Source organism: Aquitalea magnusonii (genome assembly GCF_003202035.1).
GTDB classification, from domain to species: domain Bacteria; phylum Pseudomonadota; class Gammaproteobacteria; order Burkholderiales; family Chromobacteriaceae; genus Aquitalea; species Aquitalea magnusonii.
Genome location: NZ_QJKC01000006.1, coordinates 111245 through 130297 on the forward strand (window position 1 = coordinate 111245; position 19053 = coordinate 130297).

A 19053-nucleotide genomic window follows, 5' to 3' on the forward strand; every position below is an offset into this window, starting at 1 on the left:
GAGCAGACGACCCCGTCAGCAGGAGCGATGACAGTCGGTAACGGAAGGATATGCCCACACACCGTGTTACCAGGGAGAAACCCATGTTCAATCGCAAGCTGCTGGCCGAACTTGATGCCCAAAAACAAACCCAGCAAGAACTTCAATCCTTGCTGGATGCGGTGAGTGCCTCCACCGCCATCATCCGTTTTGATCTGGATTGCAAGGTAGTGCATGCCAACGAAAATTTTGCCCGCACCATGGGCTATGCCAGTGCGGCAGAACTGCCTGGCCTGCATCACCGCAACTTCTGCGAGGCGGCCTATGCCAGCTCGCGCGAGTACACCAGCTTCTGGGACAGCCTGCAGCGCGGCCAGCCGTTCACCGGCCAGGTCAAGCGGCTGAAAAAGGATGGCACGCCGGTGTGGCTGGAAGCCAGTTACAACCCGGTGCGCAACAGTGCCGGCAAGCTGGTCGGCTTTATCAAGTTCGCCAGTGATGTGACCGACAAGGTGCTGGCCGCACAGAAAAACCAGGCGGCACTCACCGCCATCGACCGCTCGATGGCGGTGATCGAATTCCAGCCCGACGGCACCATTACCAACGCCAATGCCAACTTCCTCAGCACCATGGGCTACAGCAGGGATGAGCTGATCGGACGGCATCACCGCCAGCTCTGCCCCAGCGATCTGGTACAAAGCGAAGACTACCAGCGCTTGTGGAACAATCTGCGCAGCGGCCAGTTCTTTTCCGGGCGCATTACCCGCCTGGCCCGCGACGGCAGCGAACGCTGGCTGGAGGCCACTTACAATCCGGTATTCGACAGCGAAGGCAAGGTCATCTCCATCATCAAGTTCGCCACCGATGTCACCCAGGCGGTGAAACGGCAGCAGCAGGAGCAGGACAGTGCCATTTTCGCCTTCAATACCTCGCAGCAGACCCGCCACTGGGCCGACGAGGGAGTGAGCAGCGTGCAGCAGGCGGTGCATGAAATCGAGGACATGGCCGGCGATATCGGCAAGGCCGGCGACACCGTCCAGCAGCTGGGCGCCAATTCCGAGCGCATCGGCAGCATTGTGCAGACCATCAAGGACATCGCCGATCAGACCAATCTGCTGGCACTGAACGCCGCCATCGAAGCCGCGCGCGCCGGCGAAATGGGACGTGGCTTTGCCGTGGTGGCCGATGAAGTACGCAAGCTGGCCGAGCGCACCAGCGCCTCCACCGCCGAGATTTCGCAAATGGTGTCATCCATCCAGACCAGCACCGGGGCGGCCGTGGACAGCATGGGCGTGATCGGGGTCAAGGCGCGCTCCAGCGTGGGCAATGTCGGCAAGGTGGGCGAAATCATCACCCAGATCCGCAGCGGTGCCGATTCGGTGGTGACCGCCATCCAGCAAATCGCCAGCGAACGCGGCGTCAACGCCTGAGCAGCGCCATCCTATTGCCGTAACTTGTCGGCCGGGTAGGCATAGACCACCCGGCCGCGCTCCACCTTGCCGATCACCGGGACATTCAGCTCCAGCGCCTCGTGGTCGGTGCGGCTGAATGGCTGCTTGTAAGTGGTGATCACCCCGGCCACCGGCTGCCTGAGGTTTTCCAGCGCGTGCACGATGGCCACGCCATCCAGCGAGCCGGCCTGGCGGATGGCCTCGGCCAGCAGCTTCATGCCGTCATAGCCTTGTGCCGCCGAGGGCGGCGAAGGAATGCGCCGGGTGTGGAACAGCCACTGGTAGCCATCCAGAAAATCGCGCCGGCGCCCGCTGTCATCCTCGTCCGGAATATAGCTTTGCACCATGCGCGCCCCCTCGCCATTGGGGCCGGCATTATCGATGAAATTGGACATCGACAGCGTCCAGCTGCCGATGATGGGCACCTTCCAGTCCATGCGCGCCATGGTATTGGCCAGCTCGGCCAGCTCCGGGCCGATGGCATAAGTCAGAATGGCCTGGCTGCCGGCATTGCGCGCCTGCAGCAGCGCATTGGCCATGTCCCGCTCCTGCAGGTTGAAGCGCGCCACATAACTGGGCTTGAGCCCATGCTGGCCCAGTGCGCGCTCCAGCTCCATCAGCCCCTGGTAACCGTAATTGGTGTTGTCGGCAAAAATGGCCAGCTTGCGATAAGCCGAACGCTGCACCGCCTCGCGCACGATCAGCGGCGCCTGCAGATCATCCGCGGCCGCCACCCGGAAAATGAAATTGTCGCTATTGCCATGCAGCGGAAACTGCCGGGTGAGAATGGCTGCGGTGGCCACCGCCAGCATCACCGGCACCCGCGCGTCCTGATAATTCTTGCTGGCCGCCAGCGCCACCCCGGTATTGACGAAGCCCACCACCGCCACCACCCGTTCCTGGGTCAGCAGTTGCTGCGCCACCTTGATGCCGCGCGCCGGCAGGCCGCCATCGTCACGCTCCACCAGCTCGATCGGCCGCCCCAGCAGCCCGCCGCTGCGATTGATTTCCGCCGCCGCCAGCCGGATGCCATTGCGCATGCTCAGGCCCATCGGTGCCGAACCACCGGTAAAGGCACCGGGCACGCCAATGCGGATGGGCTGCACCGCAGCCGTTGCCAGGCTGCACACCAGACACAATAAAGCCCCACCCATTAAGCTGATCCCGCGCATGCCGCCCGTCTTCCCGCCTGATTGAAACCAGCCGCGAGATTACCCCCGGCACAGGCATGGACTCAAGTGCCATGCGCAATGACTTGCCGGCAGGCCACAACCGCGGGCCAACCCTTACTGTCAGCGGCGGCCGCTTGTCGTAAACTGGAGCAAACCATTCCGGCTCGCCTGCGACCCGGCCCTCGTCACCCACCCGCTCCCGCCCTCTATGCGCACACCCCGCTTTTACGAGTTTCGCAAACGCAGCGGCTGGTACCAGCTGTTTCCCAACACCACCATCGTGCTGTTCTTCCTCACCATGGGGGTGATGCTGTGGACGCTGGATGCCCGCGAGGCCGAACAGCAAAAGAGCAATCTGGCGCGCGATGCCTTGTGGGCCGAACAAACCCTGCAGCTGAAACTGGAAGACAATCTGGCGCAGCTGACCGATCTGGCACGCAGCCTGGGCAGCGGCGAAACCGACGAAGCCGGCTTCCAGACCCAGGCCTCGCAGCTGCTGGCCAACACCCCGGAAATGCTGGCAGTAGCGCGCAGCGACAGCCATGGCCTGCTGCGCTGGACTGCGCCCTACGAAGAAGGGCCACTGTCGCCCGGCGGCAGCATCCAGGCCCAGGATGCCTTCAAGCTGGCACAGCAAAACGGCCGCTTTGCCTACAGCGCCCCGTTTCGCCGCAGCAATGGCAGCTGGCGTTACGAGCTGCACATACCGCTCTACCAGAACGGCCAGTTCAACGGCATGCTGGTGGCCACCTTCGATGCCGACAATGTGGTGCGCCGGCTGCCGCCGGCCTGGTTCAGTGAAAAATACCAGCTGGAACTGCAAACCCGCGACGGCAACACCATCGCCCGCAACGCGCAGAACCGCTTGCGCAGCGGCCCGGCGGAAAAGCTGGAACTGCCCGGCACCGGCATGATCATCAGCGCCCGCCCGGTACGCGGCGCCATGACCCAGGCCCGCCTGCTGCAACTGGGCCTGATCGGCGGCATGGCCCTGCTCACCCTGCTCAGCCTGCTCAGCCTCAACCGCCATATCCGCGGCCGGGTAGAAGCCGAACGCGAGCGCGACCGCGTCTACAAGCTGTCGCAGGAAATGCTGGGCGTGGTAAGGCGTGACACCACCATCCTGCAGCTCAACCCGGCCTTCGAGCAGGGGCTGGGTTATCGTGCCGACGAATTGCTGGGCACTTCCTTCCTTAACTATCTGCTGCCCGAGGAGCGGGAAAGCGCCCGCGACAGCTTCGAGCGCCTGTTCGACACCGGCGGGGCCGACCGCTTCGTGCAGACGCGCATCCTCACCAAACAGGGCGAAGTACGCTGGATCGTCTGGGCGCTCAGCCCGCTGGCCGACAGCGGCGTCGCCTATGTCTCCGGCCGCGACATCACTGCGGAAAAACAGGCCGAACAGGCGCTGCGCCAGGAGTCGGCCTTCCGCAAGGCCATGGAAGATTCGCTGGTAGTGGGCATCCGCGCCATCGACCTGCAAGGCCGCATCAGCTACGTCAACCCCTCGTTCTGCGCCCTCACCGGCTATAGCGAGCAAGAACTGATCGGCCAGGCCGCGCCCTACCCCTACTGGCGCCAAGGCCCGCTCAGCGAGGGCAACCGGCGCGACCTAGACGACACCCTGGCCGGCAATGCCCCGCCCGAGGGCTTCCAGTCCATCTTGCAGCGCAAGAATGGCGAAGAATTCGACGCCCACATCCTGGCCTCGCCGCTGATCGATGCCAGTGGCCGCCACACCGGCTGGATGGCCGTGCTGACCGACATTACCGAGCGGCTGGAAGCCCAGCGCCGGCTGGAAGCCTCGCACGACCGCTTTGTCACGGTGATCGAAGGGCTGGATGCCGCGGTCGCCGTGGTCGACCCCGCCACACTGGAGCTGCTGTTCTGCAACCAGCGCTACCAGCACTGGTTCACCCCGGACCAGCCGGCCGACAGCCAGCTGGGCTATTGCGACCTGCGCCTGGTCGAGCTGATGCGCAGCGCCCGCGACGTGGACATGGAAGTGTGGATGGACCCGCCGGCGCGCTGGATCTCCATGCGTCGGCGCAGCATACGCTGGGTGAACGGGCGCATTGTCTCCATGACCATTCTCACCGACACCACCCAGCAACACGATGCCGAAGAGCGCTACCAGCAGCAGATGCAGCAGCTGCAATCCACTTCACGCCTGGTGACCATGGGCGAGATGGCCTCCACCCTGGCCCACGAGCTGAACCAGCCGCTGTCCGCCATTGCCAACTACCAGGCCGGCTGCATCGAGCGCATCCGCCAGGGCAAGGCCACGCCGGAAACCCTGCTGCCGGTGATGGAAAAAATCACCGCCCAGGCCGAGCGTGCCGGCACCGTGGTGCGGCGTATCCGCGAGTTCGTCAAACAGAGCGAACCAGACCGCAAGACCTGCCAGCTCACCGACATCATCGAAGCCTCGCTGGCCATTGCCGATATCGAAGCGCGCCGCCAGGCCGCCACCATCGACGTCAAACTGGCCCCGGCACTGCCCGCCCTGTACGTCGACCCCATCCTGGTGGAGCAGGTACTGCTCAACCTGATCAAGAACGGCATCGAAGCCATGCAGGACTGCCCGGCCAGCGAGCGGGTGCTGCATGTGGAAGCCCGTCAGCTCAACCCGCGCCGCATCGAAATCGCCATCAGCGACCACGGCCACGGCGTGCCGCTGGATCTGAAAGAACGCCTGTTCGATGCCTTCTTCACCACCAAGGCCGAAGGCATGGGCATGGGCCTGAACATCTGCCGCACCATCATCGAATTCCACGAAGGCCAATTGTGGGTGGAAGACAATCCCGGTGGTGGTAGTATTTTCCGATTCACGCTACCGGTGTCCGAAACATGAGTGCCAGTTCCCCTCACGTTCACATCGTCGATGACGACGAAGCTTTTCGCGACTCGCTGGTTTTCCTGCTGGAAAGCCACGACTACGCCATTTCCTGTCATGCCAGCGCCGAAGCCCTGCTGGAAAACTTCCAGCCACAGGGTGCCGGCTGCCTGATTGTCGACATCCGCATGCCCGGCATGAGCGGGCTGGAGCTGTTTGACGAGCTCAGCGCCCGCCACAACCCCTGGCCGGTCATCTTCATCACCGGCCATGGCGACGTGCCGATGGCGGTGCAGGCGGTCAAACGCGGCGCACACGACTTTCTGGAAAAACCCTTCAACCAGCAGGCCCTGCTCACGGCGGTCGACAGCGCACTGTCACTCAGCCAGCAACAACAGGCCAGCAGTGCCGCCCGTGACCGCTTTGCCGATTGCCTGGCCTCGCTCACCACCCGTGAACGCGAGGTACTGGACAAGGTGGTGGAAGGCAAGATGAACAAGGTGATTGCCGACGAGCTGGGCATCAGCATCAAGACGGTGGAAGCCCACCGCGGCAAGATGATGGACAAGATGAAAGTGCGCTCGATTGCCGACCTGGTGCAGGCGGTGATGGCGCATCGCTAAGAGCGGCGAACAAAACCTCGTAGAGCACCCGGGCCAAGGCGCGCCGACGCAGACAGTACAAAGAGTACGGCAAGGAGGCGCAACGCTGGAGCGGGGGTTTTGTTAGCGGGTCTAAACCCTGCCAGGACTGTCGCCAGCGGCAGGGCCATCCATGGCTGCAGCCCGCGGCGGCGGTGATGTTGTGCTGGCTGCGGCGCCATCCCAGGTACTGATCAGTACTATCCCTAATAGAAACAGATAGTTCTGATCAGTATGATAAGCATTCACCCTGCTGCTGGCCGTTTTCTTGACCCCGGCCGACAGCAATTCGCGCACGGCGATGACATGGGGTGAAAGTTAACCCTCCGTCGGAGCCTGGCTCTGACATTGCAGACCCCGACCAGCCCCGCTGGCGGGGTGTTTTTTTGTCCTTGCCAGACCATCAACAGACAAAAAAATGCCCGGCGACGCCGGGCGAGTGACAAAGTACTACACAAAGCACGAGGAAATTCAGTCGTAACGAAAGTGCGCACGTTTCACATTGCACAGCACTTCGTAAGAAATGGTGCCGGCCTGGGCCGCCACTTCATTAATGTGGATGGTGTCGCCCCACAGCTCCACCTCGCTGCCGATGCCGGCTTGCGGCAGGTCGGTGAGGTCCACCGTCATCATGTCCATCGACACGCGGCCAATCACCCGCGAACGCACGCCATCAATCGCCACCGGACTGCCGGTGGAGGCCAGCCGCGGATAACCGTCGGCATAACCGCAGGCAATCAGGCCGACGCGGGTGGGGCGTTCCGCCACAAAGCTGGCACCATAGCCCACCGGCTCGCCGGCCGCCAGTTCGCGCACGCCAAAGACCTTGGAGGTGAGCCGCATGACGGGCTTGAGTGCTGCGCCCTGCTCGAAACCGGCAGGCAGCGGCGACGCACCGTACAGCATGATGCCGGCGCGGTTCCACTGGCGATGGGCGCGCTCATGGCACAGGATGCCGGCCGAGTTGGCAATGCTCTCCTCGCCCGGCAGATAGCGGCAAACGCTGTCGAATGCCTCCAGCTGGGCCTGGGTAGCCGACAGCTGCGGCTCGTCGGCACGGGCGAAGTGGCTCATCTTGACGATCTTGCTCACCTTGCCGCTGGCCATCAGCTTGCAATGGGCGGCGGCGTAATCCTGCGGGAAGAAACCGGCGCGATGCATGCCGGAATCCATCTTCAGCCACACGGTATAGGGCTTGGCCGGGCTGGCCTGCAGCACCATGTCCAGCTGTTGCTGGCTTTGCACCACACACCACAGATCATGCGCTTCCACGGCGGCCAGTTCGGCCGCTTCGAACACGCCTTCCAGCAGCACGATGGGCAAGGTCACCCCGCCTTCGCGCAGCTGGATGGCCTCTTCCAGGCAGGCCACGGCAAAGCCGTCGGCCACATCGGCCAGCGCCTGGGCACAGCGCAGCGCGCCGTGGCCATAGGCATTGGCCTTGATCACCGCCAGGGTCGGGCCGCCGGCCAGTTGCCGGGCCAGCAGATAGTTATGACGTAGATGGTCCAGACGAATGCTGGCGATCAGCGGGCGCATGCGCTCAGGCTCCGGCGACGGCGGTGCGGCTGTGCATCGGCACCACCAGCTTTTCACCGCGCTTGGCATAACGCTGGATGGACAGGCCATCCACGCTGATTTCCGGCTGGGTGCCGGTGATGAGGTCGGCCAGCACCTTGCCGGAACCGGCGCTCATGGTCCAGCCCAGCGTACCGTGGCCGGTATTGAGCGACAGGTTGGCAAAGCGGGTGCCGCCGATGATGGGGGTGCCATCCGGGGTCATCGGGCGCAGGCCGGTCCAGAAGGTCGCCGCCGGAATATCGCCGCCATCCGGGTACAGGTCGCCCACCACCATTTCCAGGGTTTCGCGACGGCGCGGATTGAGGTCCAGATTGTAGCCCGCCAGCTCGGCCATGCCGCCCACGCGGATGCGGTCGTTGAAGCGGGTAATGGCCACCTTGTAGGTTTCGTCCAGAATGGTGGATACCGGGGCCATGGCCGGATTGGTGATCGGCACGGTCAGCGAATAGCCCTTGACCGGGTAGACCGGAATGTCGATGCCCAGGTTTTGCAGCAGATCACGCGAATAGCTGCCCAGCGCCACCACATAGTGGTCGGCAGTCAGCATTTCATCGCCGACGCGCACACCGGTAATGCGGCCGTTATGGGTTTCGATGGCGCTGATATTGACGCCAAAGCGGAACTTGACGCCCTTGGCGGCAGCCAGTTCGGCCAGACGGCTGGTAAACAGATTGCAGTCACCGGTTTCGTCGTTCGGCAGTTGCAGGCCGCCGGTCAGCTTGTGCTTGACCTTGGCCAGTGCCGGTTCAACGCGGGCGCAGCCATCCGGGTCCAGCACATTGAAGTCCACGCCGCACTCCTTGAGCACAGCGATATCCTTGGCCATGCCTTCCACTTGTGCCTGCGAGCGGAACAGCTGCAGGGTGCCGCCCTGGCGGCCTTCGTAATCCAGGCCGGTTTCGGCACGCAGGTCCTTGATCATGTCGCGGCTGTATTCAGCCAGACGCATCATGCGGCTTTTGTTGAGGGCGTAGGCTTGTTCATTGCAGTTGGCCAGCATCTTGGCAATCCACTGCAGCTGGTAAACGCTGCCATCCGGCTGGATGGCAAGGGGCGCATGGCGCTGGAACATCCACTTGATGGCCTTGGTCGGAATGCCGGGCGCGGCCCAGGGGGCGGAATAACCCGGGGAAATCTGGCCGGCATTGCCGAAGCTGGTTTCCAGTGCCACGCCGTCCTGACGCTCCAGCACCGTCACTTCCACACCGGCCTTGGCCAGATACCATGCAGTGGATACACCCACCACGCCACCACCCAGTACGATTACCTTCATTTCCTCTTTCTCCGTGCCGCGCATCATGCGCTTAGTGATTTTGTGTAGTATATTTATTTCAATGCAGTTTTTTTCACCAAAATAAAACAGTTTTGTAATTAATAACTCTTTCAAATTCAAGATTGGCAGTGAAATAATGAAAGTAAAACACACGCACGAGCGCGAGCTGGACAAGATCGATCTCAAGATATTGAAATGGCTGCAGAAAAACGGCCGCATCGCCATGACCGAGCTGGCGGAAAAGGTGGGCCTGTCCACCACCCCCTGTACGGAAAGAGTGCGGCGGCTGGAACGCGACGGGGTGATCGAAGGCTATTACGCCCGGCTCAACCCGCACGCCATGGGGGCCTCACTGCTGGTATTCGTGGAGATCAAGCTGTCGGCCAAGTCGGGCAATATCTTTGATGCCTTCCGCCGCGAAATCCAGAACATCCCGGAAATCCTCGAATGCCACCTGGTATCCGGCGAGTACGACTACCTGATCAAGGCGCGCATTCCCGACATGTCGATGTACCGCAAGTTGCTGGGGGAAATCCTGCTGCAACTGCCCAATGCCAATGAATCGCGCAGCTATGTGGTGATGGAAGAAGTGAAGGAAACCCATATGCTGGCGCTGCCGGAATGAGCCTCCTCAGGTCATGCCAGACGGCATGGCCGCGCTGCCACACTGTACCTGTGGCGAGGGCTTAACGATTCGACCTTGATTTTCAATTATCCCGCATCTTATACCTGATTAATTTAGTGCGCTTTTATCCCGGCACTTTAATTAAAACTGTTTACACACCACCACCCAGCTGCTTGATCTGCCCATGGCCAGAACGCTGTGGCAGGCATGATCCCTCAGCTGCAAGTCACTGACAGGAGTGCATCATGTTCGGATTTGGCACCACCAAGCAGGACCAGCAGGAGAGCAAGCAACAGCTGCACCAGTTCACGGCCATGCTCGACTACGTCGACAATCTGATCATGCTGGCCGACACCACACCGGAAAACACCATCTTCTACATGAACCGCACCGCGCGCGATGTGCTGGCCAGTCACCGCAACATGATGAACCAGAAATTCCGCAGCGGCGTGGACGTGAACAATGCCTTCCAGCACAGCATCCACCAGTTTCACCGCGACCCGGAGCGCATCCGCCACATCCTGCAAGACATTGCCGCACGCCGCATCACCCACCATGAAGCACTGATTCCGGTCGGCAGCGTCACCTTCAAGACCAAGGTCTTTCCCATCTGGGACAATCAGGACAGCAACAAGCTGCTGTGTTTCATGGCCAGTTTCCAGGATATTTCGGCCGAGATAGAAGCCCAGAACTTGCGGGAGGCCAACGATCAGCGACGGCTGTTTCTGGAAGAGCGTATCGGCGAGCTCTCCGGCAATGTGCAGGCCATGACCGCCACCATCGAAATGGTCGCCGTGCGTACCGCCTCCGCCTCGGACTCTTCCAATGAAATGCTGGACCGGGCCAGGAAGGGCAAGAGCATGATAGAAAACAATTCCAGCGCGATGCGGGCGGTAAGCGAGCTGGTGAGTGACACGGCGGACAATCTCGGCTCTCTGGGCAAGCAATCGGAAACCATTGGCCAGATCGTCAGCGTGATCAAGGATATTGCCGATCAGACCAATCTGCTGGCACTGAACGCGGCCATCGAGGCGGCACGGGCGGGTGAAATGGGACGCGGCTTTGCCGTGGTGGCCGACGAAGTGCGCAAACTGGCCGAGCGCACCACCAAGGCCACCCAGGAAATCGGCGGCATGATTCGCGATATCCAGCAAGAAGTGAACAGCAATATCAGCTCGATGGACAAAGGCCGCGAGCAGGTCAAGTCCACCGAACAAGACTTTGCTGAAGCCGAAGCGGCTATTGCCGGCATTGTTGAACAAATCAATCATGTGCGTGACTTCGTGGTGGAAATCGCCAATGCCGCGGAAGAACAGGCCGCCACCGCACAGGACATCAGCGACAAGCTGAGTGAAATCGCCCGACAGTAAAGCCTGAGCGACAGGCTGCACACCTTGCCAGCCTGCCGCACAGCGTTTAGTGTGGAGTGCCGTTCATCCTGTTTAGCCTTTGATCATGAGCCTGCAATCCGTTCGCGATTTCTTCGCCGCCCGTCAACTGGATATCCCCATCATCGAGCTGGAAGTGAGCACCGCCACCGTGGCGCTGGCGGCTGCCGCCCACGGGGTGGAAGCGGGACGCATCGCCAAGACCCTGTCCTTCCGCCTGGCCAGTGGCGAGGTGATCATCCTGGTCACCCGTGGCGATGCCCGTATCGACAATCGCAAGTTCAAGGACAGCTTTGGCAAGGGCAAGATGCTGGCCCAGGAAGAAGTGGTCGAGCTGACCGGCCACCCGGTGGGCGGGGTCTGCCCGTTTGGCTTGGCCCAGCCGCTACCGGTATACCTGGATCGCTCCTTGCAGGATTTCGACGAAGTACTGCCGGCCGCCGGCGCCATTCACAGCGCAGTGCGCATCAGCCCCGCGCTGATGGCCGACATCACCCAGGGCAGCTGGGTGGATGTGTGCCAGCCGGTCGCCGAGCTGGCCGGCTGATCAGCAGGCCGCGGAATAAGACAGCATGGCGGCGCGGTCGATGCCGACATGCAACAGGCTGCCCACCTCCAGCCGGGCCGCATACTGCTGCACTTCACGCGCAGACAGGGTCAAGGTCAGCTCGCCATCCGCACCGGCCACCGTCACCCTCACCCCGTCCGCCAGCTGGATGATGCGGCGCACCGCCGTTGCCGGCTGCTCCGGCCCCAGCCGCAAGGCCTGCTCCGGCACCACCCCCTCGGCCAGCACGTTTTCGTAACCGATAAAACGCGCCAGCCAGGGCGTGGCCGGTGCCGCCAGCAATTGCGCCGGCGTGGCACACTGCACCAGGCGCCCTGCCTGCAGCACCGCAACGCGATCGGCCAGGGCAAACGCCTCCTCCCGGTCATGGGTGACCAGCAGCGCCGGAATGGCCGCCTGCTGTAACTGCTGGCGGAATTCCTGCTGCAACTGCCGGCGCAAATCGGCATCCAGACTGGAAAACGGCTCATCCAGCAACAATAGCCGCGGCCGGGTGACCAGCGCCCGCGCCAGGGCCACCCGCTGCTGTTCGCCGCCGGACAGCGTCCATACCTTGCGCGCCTCCATACCGGCCAGCCCCAGTTGCTGCAGACAGGCCCGCGCCTGCTGCCGCGCCGCCGCCCGCGCCACCCCGTGTTCGATCAGGCCGAAGCAGACATTGCCCAGCACATCCAGATGCGGGAACAGGGCAAAGTCCTGAAACATCAGCGCAAAACGGCGCGCCTCCGCCGCCACGCCGGCCAGGTCGGCACCGGCAAACGACAGGTGGCCACTGTCGGGCTGCTCCAGCCCGGCAATCATCTTCAGCAGGCTGCTCTTGCCACAGCCGGATGGCCCCAGCAGGGCCAGCACTTCACCCGCCTCCACGGTCAGGCTGAGCTGGTCGGCCACCAGCTTGTGGCCAAAGCGCTTGCATACGCCTTCCAATCGCAGCATGTCAGGACTCCTTGCGCAAGGGCCGTTCAGCGGCAGACGGCCATTCGATGATCAGAAAAGCCAGCAGCGCCAGCAACATCAACAGACAGGCCAGCAGCATGGCGCTGGCGGCATTGTCGGCCCCCGGCCGGCCCAGGCGCTGGTAGATCAGCGTGGTCAGGGTCAGCCATTCTGGCCGCGACAAAAACAGCGTCACGGCAAATTCGCCCAGCGCCGTGGCCGCCGCAAAAGCCAGCCCGCGGCGGAAGGCCGGACGCAGCAACGGCCACTCCACACGGGCAAACACCCGCAGCGGGCTGGCCCCCAGACTGCGGGCAGCCTGCGGCCAGTGGCGCGGCAGGCTGTCCAGCGCACCCGCCAGGCTGCGCGCGACAAAGGGATAGGCCAGCAAGGCATAGCTGGCCAGCAACAGGGGCAGACTGGCACTCCACTGCGGGTAGAGCAGCAACAGGCCAAAAGCCACGCACACCGGGGACACCACAAAGGGGAGAAAGGCCAGCGCCCGCAGCCACAGGCTGCCCCGTGCCGCCAGCGCATGCAACCAGCCCAGCAGCGCCGCCAGCAGCACGGCCATGGCACTGAAACGGGCCGAATTACCCAGTGCCAGCAGCACTTCCTCGTCGTGCAGCAGGCTGAAACCGGAAACCGCTAGCGCCTGCAGCGCACGCCACAGCACCGCCAGCAAGGGCAGGCCGGCAAACAGCAGCAACATGGCCAGCGCCGCCGCCAGCTGCAGCCACTCCATGCCCTGCGGGCGGCGCGGCAGCACCGGGTCCACCTTCAGCGGCGCCGCCAGGCGGCGCTCCAGCCAGGCATACAGCGTGGCAATGGCACCGGTCACCAGCAACATCAACAGCGCCAGCGCGCCGGCATCCGCCAGCTTCAGCTCATAAGACACCAGCTGGTAGATTTCCACTTCCACCGTGGCATAGCGCTGCCCGCCCAGCAGCAGGGCCAGCCCGAAGCCGGAGAAGCAATACAGGAAAACCAGGCACAAGGCCGACAACAGCCAGGGCCGCACCGCCGGCCATTCCACCCGCCAGAACACCCGCCAGGGCGTGGCACCCAGCGTGCGCGCGGCAGCAATGCGGCTGGCCGGCAGCTGCGCCAGCCCCTCGCAGGCGGCGCGAATCACCAGCGGCAGATTGAAAAACAGATTGCCATACAGCAACAGCCAGGGCGTGTCCTGCAGATTGACCCCCAGCAAGCCCTGCGGCCCGAACAGCGCCAGCACCCCCATGGCCGCCACCAGGGTGGGCATGACAAAGGGCAGCATCAGCAGGCGCAGGCTAAGGCTGCGACCGGGAAAACGATAACGGGCCAGGCACCAGGCAACGGGCAGGCCGATCAGCAAGGCGGCCACACTGCTGGCAGCGGCCTGCAGCAAGGACCACAGCACCCGCCATTGCAGGTAAGGGTCGGTAAACAAGTCGGCGGATACCGCCCCCTGCCCTTCCTGCAACAAGCGCAGCAAGGGCAGGATGGACATCAGCAACAAAAAGGCCAGCGGCAGCAAGGCCAGCCCTGCCCGACGCCCCCGCTCAGACATGGTGCTGCCGGGTAAACGGCCAGTCGGCAACCAGCACATCTTCCGGACCGTCCTCCGGGTCGTCCACCTGCTCCAGCCAGTGGAAACCCAGGCTGGCCGCCAGCGCCTGCGAGGGCAGGTTATCCGGGCTGATGGACAGCACAAAGCGCTTGACCCCGGCGGTTTCCACCGCCCAGCCGGCGCAGGCCAGCAGGGCCTCGCTGGCATAACCCTGGCGCCGGAAAGCCGGCAGCACGGTGTAGCCCAGCTCGACATCACCGCGCCCTTGCAGATAGGCATGGCCGGGGCAGGTATGGAAATTGATATGGCCCACCAGCTGGCCATCCTCCCGCCGCAGCATGGCGCGCATCGACCACGGTGCATACTCCGGCTCGTTTTCCATCTGCTCCAGCCGTAGCGCCATTACCGCCGCCTCTTCCAGCCAGCTGATGGGCAGCGGCGCACCCAGCCAGCGCGCCGCCTCGGCCAGCCGCGCCTCCATGCTGGCGCGCAACATGGCAGGCGTGAGGTGACGCAGGATCAGCCGCGGGCTGAGAATGTCGGGAACCGTAAGCGTGGTGGACATTACTGGCCGGACTTCAGCACGATGCGCGTCCATTTGCCGACCCAGCCGGCGCTGTTGGCGGCAATCTGCTGCTGGTCAGGCGTGCTGTGGGCGGCCGGCTTTTCGGCGTGCTGGAATACCGGGTCCAGCGCAATGCCCGGCTGCACCGGATACATCCACATCGAGGTGGGAATATCCTTCTGCACCGCGTCCGAACGCAGGAAGGCAATGAACTTGCGCGCCAGCGCGGCTTGCTGGCCCCCCTTCACCAAGGCCGCGCCTTCTACCTGCTGGAACACCGCACCGGGCAGCAACAGGTTGGCAGTGGGCGAGGTGCTGAGCTTTTCCTTGCTATAGAACACTTCCGCCGCCGGGCTGGTGGCATAACTCACCACGATGGGGCGCGCACCGCCATTGCGCGAGAAATCGGTGTAATAGGCTTCGGTCCAGCCCTTGCTCACCTTCACGCCGTTGTCGCGCAACTTGGCCCAGAAGGCCATGGCCTTGGTCTCGCCCATGGCAGAGATGGTGGACAGCAAAAAGGCCAGGCCGGGGCTGGACGTGGCCGGGTTCTCCACCACCAGCAGGTCCTTGTAGGCCGGGCGGGTCAGGTCGTCCAGGGTCTTGGGCAGCGGCAGCTGCTTCTTGGCAAACCAGGCCTTGTCGTAGTTCAGCGTGACATAGCCGTAGTCGATGCTGGTGGCACCCGGCAGCTGCGGCTGGCCGGGCTTGCGCTCTGCCGGCTCCGGCAGCAGCACGCCGGCGGCGGCGGCCTTGCCCATCATGGTGTTGTCGATGCCGTACACCACATCGGCAATCGGATTGGCGCGGGTCAGGATCAGCTTGTTGACCATCTCGCCGGCATCGCCCGCCTTGATGATGTTGAGCTTGACGCCGTTCTGCTGCTCGAACTGCGCCAGCAGCGGCTTGGCGACGGCAAACGAACTATGGGTGAGCACGCGCAGTTCGGCGGCATGGCTCAGGCCGGCCAGCAACAAGGCGCTGATGAGACTGGTGGTTTTGAACAACTGCATGACATTCTCCGTGCGACAAGGCGCAATCGCCGGAGCAAGCGAAACAACAGATGGTAGGGCCTTCTGCATCACGCTCCCTCCGCTGGCATTATCCAGTTCAGGTTCTAGGGTGTTTCTCAGCCCGCAACGGGCACCCCTGGTGATTGGCGGCATCATTCAGATACCTGCCGACATGTTTGCTTACAAGGCGTTACCGTTTGTTCACGAAAATTAACAGCCCGCAGCAGACAGAAAATGAATTGTACACACTTTCCCTCCATGATGAATTCACAACAACAGCAAGCTTGTGCAAACCGTCGTCCACGCAGATAACCCAGGGAGCAAAATCATGAAACTGTCCGCCCGCATCATGCTGATCAGCCTGTCCGCCCTCACCTTCGCCGCCCTGTCGGGCAGCGCCGCGGCCGAGACCGAATGGCAGAAACAACACCCGCGCCGCGCTGAAGTCAACCATCGCCTCGACCATCAGGACAAGCGCATCAACCGCGAACGCAAGGAAGGCGAAATCAACAAGCAGCAAGCCCGTGAGCTGCACCAGCAAGACCGCGCCATCCGCCAGCAGGAACGTGCTGATGCCCGTCAAAACCACGGTCACATCACCAAGCAGGAACAAAAAACGCTGAACCAGGAAGAAAACACAGTCAGCAAGGAAATCGGCAAGTAAACTTTAGCCATATTCCAACCCATTCCCGGCCAGAACCTAGCCGGCCAGCGTGGCCGAGCCAGATCTGGCCGGCCTGGCTCATCCCCAACAGCGAGCGTTTCCCATGAGATCGCATGCGCAAACAGCCATCCGCCTGCTGCTGCTCTGCCTGCTGCCGCTGACAGCCTGGGCCGGCATTGGTGAAGAAGCTGCCCGCCACCTGCTGTCCCGTACCGGCTTTGGTGCCAATCCGGCGCAAATTGCCCTGTATGCCCCGCTTAGCCGCCAGCAAGCGGTGGATCGCCTGCTCGATCACACCAGTGACAAAGCCCTCACCGCGCCGCCCGCCTGGGTCAACGAACCCTTCGACCGCCCCGGCAAACCCAATCTGACCGAAGACGAAAAGAAGGCCCTGCAAAAAGAGCGCAACGAACATGCGCAAGAATTGCGTGGCTGGTGGCTGGAGGAAATGCGCATCACGCCCAGCCCCTTGACGGAAAAGATGACCCTGTTCTGGCACAACCACTTTGTTTCCGGCCTGGACAAGGTCGGCGTGCCGCAACTGATGTACCAGCAGAATGTGCTGCTGCGCCATCAGGCGCTGGGCAATTTCGGCCAACTGCTGCACGCCATCGCCCGCGATCCGGCCATGATGCGCTATCTGGACACGGTGAATAACCGCAAGGGCCAGCCAAACGAAAACTTTGCCCGCGAAGTGATGGAGCTGTTCACCCTGGGCGAAGGCCACTACAGCGAACAGGACATCCGCGAAGCCGCCCGCGCCTTTACCGGCTGGTCGCTGGACAAGGACTTCCAGTTTGTCTACCGCCCCAACCAGCATGACAACGGCGACAAGACCATCTTTGGCCAGCAAGGCAATTTCGATGGCGACGATGTGCTGGACATGCTGCTGCGCAAGCCGCAGACCGCCCGCTTCGTCACCATCAAACTATGGAAAAACCTGGTTTCGCCCACCCCGAACGAAGCCGACATCCAGCGCCTGTCCGCGCTGTTCTACCGCGATAATTACGAAATCCGCCCGCTGCTGCGCGCCATGCTGCTGACCCCGGCCTTCTGGCAAAGCCAGGGCCAGCTGATCAAGTCACCGCTGGAACTGACCGTGGGCACGCTGGTCACCTTCGACCTGACACCGCCCGACTGGCGCGCACTGGCCGGGCTCAACCGCCAGCTGGGCCAGGACGTATTCAATCCGCCCAATGTCAAAGGCTGGCCCGGCGGCGAAGTATGGATCAACAGCGCCACCCTGCTGACGCGCAAGCAGTTCCTCGACCGCCTCAGCCATGACGCCGCCCCCATCCGCAACAGCTTCATCAAGGCCGACGGCCAGATGGATGAGGCCGGCGGGCGCCAGGCACGCATCCAGCGCCTGATCCAGGCCGGCTTGCGCCCGATCAGGCTGCAACCGGATGAATGGGCCGCCATCTACCATGTCCGCAACGCAGCCGACAGCGCCCGCCTGCTGCTGGCGGTGCCGCCGGCACAAGCCCTGCCGGAAGGCATGAGCGGCGCGCAAGCCATCGCCCCCCTGCTGCTCGACCCGGCCTACCAGGTTCACTGAAACCATCACCAAGGACTCTGCCATGTTTCAACGCCGTGAATTTCTCAAGGCCATGGGTGCCGGCCTGCTGGTTTCGGTACTGCCCAATCTGAGTTATGCCCTGGCACCGGCCGGCTACCAGCGGCTGCTGATCCTGATCGAACTGAAGGGCGGCAACGACGGCCTCAATACCGTCATCCCCTATGCCAGCGATGACTACACCCGCCTGCGCCCCGCCATCGGCATTCCCCGGCCACAGGTACTGCAACTGAATGAACAGGTCGGCCTGCATCCGGCCATGGCCAGCCTGATGCCGCTATGGCAACACCAGCAGCTGGCGGTACTGCAAAGCGTGGGCTACCCCGAGCCCAATCTGTCGCACTTCCGCTCCATCGAAATCTGGGAAACCGCCTCCGCCAGCAATCAATACCTAGGAGAAGGCTGGCTCAGCCGGCTGTTTCGCAGCCAGCCGGTGCCGGCCAGCTTTGCCGCCGACGGCGTCGTGCTGTCCAGCCAGAATCTCGGCCCGCTGGACGGCGGCGCCCGCGCCGTGGTGCTGAACAATCCGCAAGACTTCGCCCGCCAGGCCAAACTGGCGGCAGACCAGCAGGCCGGCGCACATAGCGGCGCACTGTCGCACATCCTCAAGGTGGAAGGCGACATCCGCACCGCCGCCACCGCCCTGCAACAAGCGCCCATGAAAGCCCCCGCCAACCCGGCCGAAGCCCCCACCGCCCCACCACGCGCGGCAGGCGGCTTTGCCCAGGCCATCAACACCCTGGCCGACATCCTGCAGAACGGCACCCGCATCGCGGTAGCGCGCATCACCCTCACCGGCTTTGACACCCACGGCAACCAGCAACCCACCCAGGCCCGCTTGCTGGGCGAACTGGCCGATGGCCTGGCCCTGCTGCAAAACCGCCTGCAGGCACAAGGCCGCTGGGACGACACCCTGGTGCTGAGCTATGCCGAGTTTGGCCGCCGTCCACGCGAAAACGGCAATCGCGGCACCGACCACGGCACCGCCAACAGTCACTTCATGCTGGGCGGCCGGGTCAAGGGTGGCCTGTATGGCCAGACACCGGTGCTGGCCGGCGTGACGGATGGCAACCTGCCGCACGCCATCGACTTCCGCCAGCTCTACGCCACGGTGGTACAGGACTGGTGGGGCAAGGACGCCCGCGCATTGTTTGGCGGGCATTTCGAACGGCTGCCGCTGCTGCGGGCCTGAGCCCGCGCCAGCTGCGCACGGACAGCAATCCAGCCCTCCAGCCC

Annotated in this window: 16 protein-coding genes and 1 riboswitch; of the genes, 9 read left to right on the forward strand and 7 right to left on the reverse strand. The window is 63.2% G+C overall.

Annotated elements, in window-relative coordinates; translation table 11 throughout:
* Positions 1-83: 83 nt before the first annotated feature.
* Positions 84-1409: a methyl-accepting chemotaxis protein gene (locus DFR38_RS21700; RefSeq protein ID WP_059284517.1), complete on the forward strand. Its 1326-nt coding sequence runs from the start codon at positions 84-86 to the stop codon at positions 1407-1409.
* 11 nt (positions 1410-1420) lie between these two features.
* Here DFR38_RS21700 and DFR38_RS08195 read toward each other — a convergent pair whose 3' ends face one another.
* Positions 1421-2584 carry an ABC transporter substrate-binding protein gene (locus DFR38_RS08195; RefSeq protein ID WP_239688499.1) on the reverse strand — a complete coding sequence of 388 codons (1164 nt, stop codon included), beginning with the start codon at positions 2582-2584 and terminating at the stop codon, positions 1421-1423.
* A gap of 226 nt (positions 2585-2810) precedes the next feature.
* Between DFR38_RS08195 and DFR38_RS08200 the strand changes: the two genes are divergently transcribed.
* Together DFR38_RS08200 and DFR38_RS08205 are read left to right on the forward strand one after the other, a co-directional pair.
* Positions 2811-5456: a PAS domain S-box protein gene (locus DFR38_RS08200; protein WP_110313253.1), complete on the forward strand. Its 2646-nt coding sequence runs from the start codon at positions 2811-2813 to the stop codon at positions 5454-5456.
* Positions 5453-6061, forward strand: coding sequence for a response regulator transcription factor (locus DFR38_RS08205; RefSeq protein ID WP_059284519.1), 609 nt, complete (start codon positions 5453-5455; stop codon positions 6059-6061). Before DFR38_RS08200 ends, DFR38_RS08205 begins: the two co-directional genes overlap by 4 nt.
* Positions 6062-6550: 489 nt before the next feature.
* Here the strand turns inward: DFR38_RS08205 and alr are convergent, their stop codons facing one another.
* Both alr and DFR38_RS08215 read right to left on the reverse strand, forming a co-directional pair.
* Positions 6551-7618 (reverse strand): alanine racemase, encoded by a 1068-nt coding sequence (gene alr / locus DFR38_RS08210; RefSeq protein ID WP_059284520.1) that lies wholly within the window; start codon positions 7616-7618, stop codon positions 6551-6553.
* 4 nt (positions 7619-7622) lie between these two features.
* Complete coding sequence (locus DFR38_RS08215; RefSeq protein WP_110313281.1) at positions 7623-8933, reverse strand: D-amino acid dehydrogenase; 1311 nt, start codon at positions 8931-8933, stop codon at positions 7623-7625.
* 136 nt (positions 8934-9069) lie between these two features.
* Between DFR38_RS08215 and DFR38_RS08220 the strand changes: the two genes are divergently transcribed.
* The 3 genes from DFR38_RS08220 (at position 9070) to DFR38_RS08230 (ending at position 11493) form a co-directional block, all read left to right on the forward strand.
* Complete coding sequence (locus DFR38_RS08220) at positions 9070-9558, forward strand: Lrp/AsnC ligand binding domain-containing protein (protein ID WP_059284521.1); 489 nt, start codon at positions 9070-9072, stop codon at positions 9556-9558.
* Positions 9559-9803: 245 nt separating this feature from the next.
* A complete protein-coding gene (locus DFR38_RS21980; RefSeq protein ID WP_059284522.1) occupies positions 9804-10928 on the forward strand; it encodes a methyl-accepting chemotaxis protein in 1125 nt (374 codons plus the stop codon).
* Between the two features lie 85 nt (positions 10929-11013).
* Positions 11014-11493, forward strand: coding sequence for a YbaK/EbsC family protein (locus DFR38_RS08230; protein ID WP_110313254.1), 480 nt, complete (start codon positions 11014-11016; stop codon positions 11491-11493).
* Here DFR38_RS08230 and DFR38_RS08235 read toward each other — a convergent pair whose 3' ends face one another.
* From DFR38_RS08235 to DFR38_RS08250, 4 genes are read right to left on the reverse strand one after another with little or no spacing between them, the layout of a single operon-like run.
* On the reverse strand, positions 11494-12450 hold the full coding sequence (locus DFR38_RS08235; RefSeq protein ID WP_110313255.1) for an ABC transporter ATP-binding protein: 957 nt from the start codon (positions 12448-12450) through the stop codon (positions 11494-11496). It lies immediately after the preceding gene.
* A 1-nt stretch (position 12451) separates the two neighbouring features.
* Entirely contained in the window at positions 12452-13999 is a 1548-nt protein-coding gene (locus DFR38_RS08240; protein ID WP_110313256.1) for an ABC transporter permease, read from the reverse strand.
* Positions 13992-14564: a GNAT family N-acetyltransferase gene (locus tag DFR38_RS08245; protein WP_059287514.1), complete on the reverse strand. Its 573-nt coding sequence runs from the start codon at positions 14562-14564 to the stop codon at positions 13992-13994. The genes DFR38_RS08240 and DFR38_RS08245 overlap by 8 nt, the downstream gene beginning before the upstream one ends.
* Entirely contained in the window at positions 14564-15577 is a 1014-nt protein-coding gene (locus DFR38_RS08250) for a thiamine ABC transporter substrate-binding protein (protein WP_059287513.1), read from the reverse strand. The genes DFR38_RS08245 and DFR38_RS08250 overlap by 1 nt, the downstream gene beginning before the upstream one ends.
* 56 nt (positions 15578-15633) lie before the next feature.
* Positions 15634-15725, reverse strand: a riboswitch (TPP riboswitch).
* A 180-nt stretch (positions 15726-15905) separates the two neighbouring features.
* On the opposite strand from DFR38_RS08250, the gene DFR38_RS08255 reads away from it, so the two are divergent.
* From DFR38_RS08255 to DFR38_RS08265, 3 genes are all read left to right on the forward strand, one after another.
* Positions 15906-16241: a hypothetical protein gene (locus DFR38_RS08255; protein ID WP_059287512.1), complete on the forward strand. Its 336-nt coding sequence runs from the start codon at positions 15906-15908 to the stop codon at positions 16239-16241.
* 103 nt (positions 16242-16344) lie between these two features.
* Entirely contained in the window at positions 16345-17799 is a 1455-nt protein-coding gene (locus tag DFR38_RS08260) for a DUF1800 domain-containing protein (RefSeq protein WP_110313257.1), read from the forward strand.
* Positions 17800-17821: 22 nt separating this feature from the next.
* A complete protein-coding gene (locus DFR38_RS08265) occupies positions 17822-19009 on the forward strand; it encodes a DUF1501 domain-containing protein (RefSeq protein ID WP_110313258.1) in 1188 nt (395 codons plus the stop codon).
* The last annotated feature ends 44 nt before the right edge of the window (positions 19010-19053 follow it).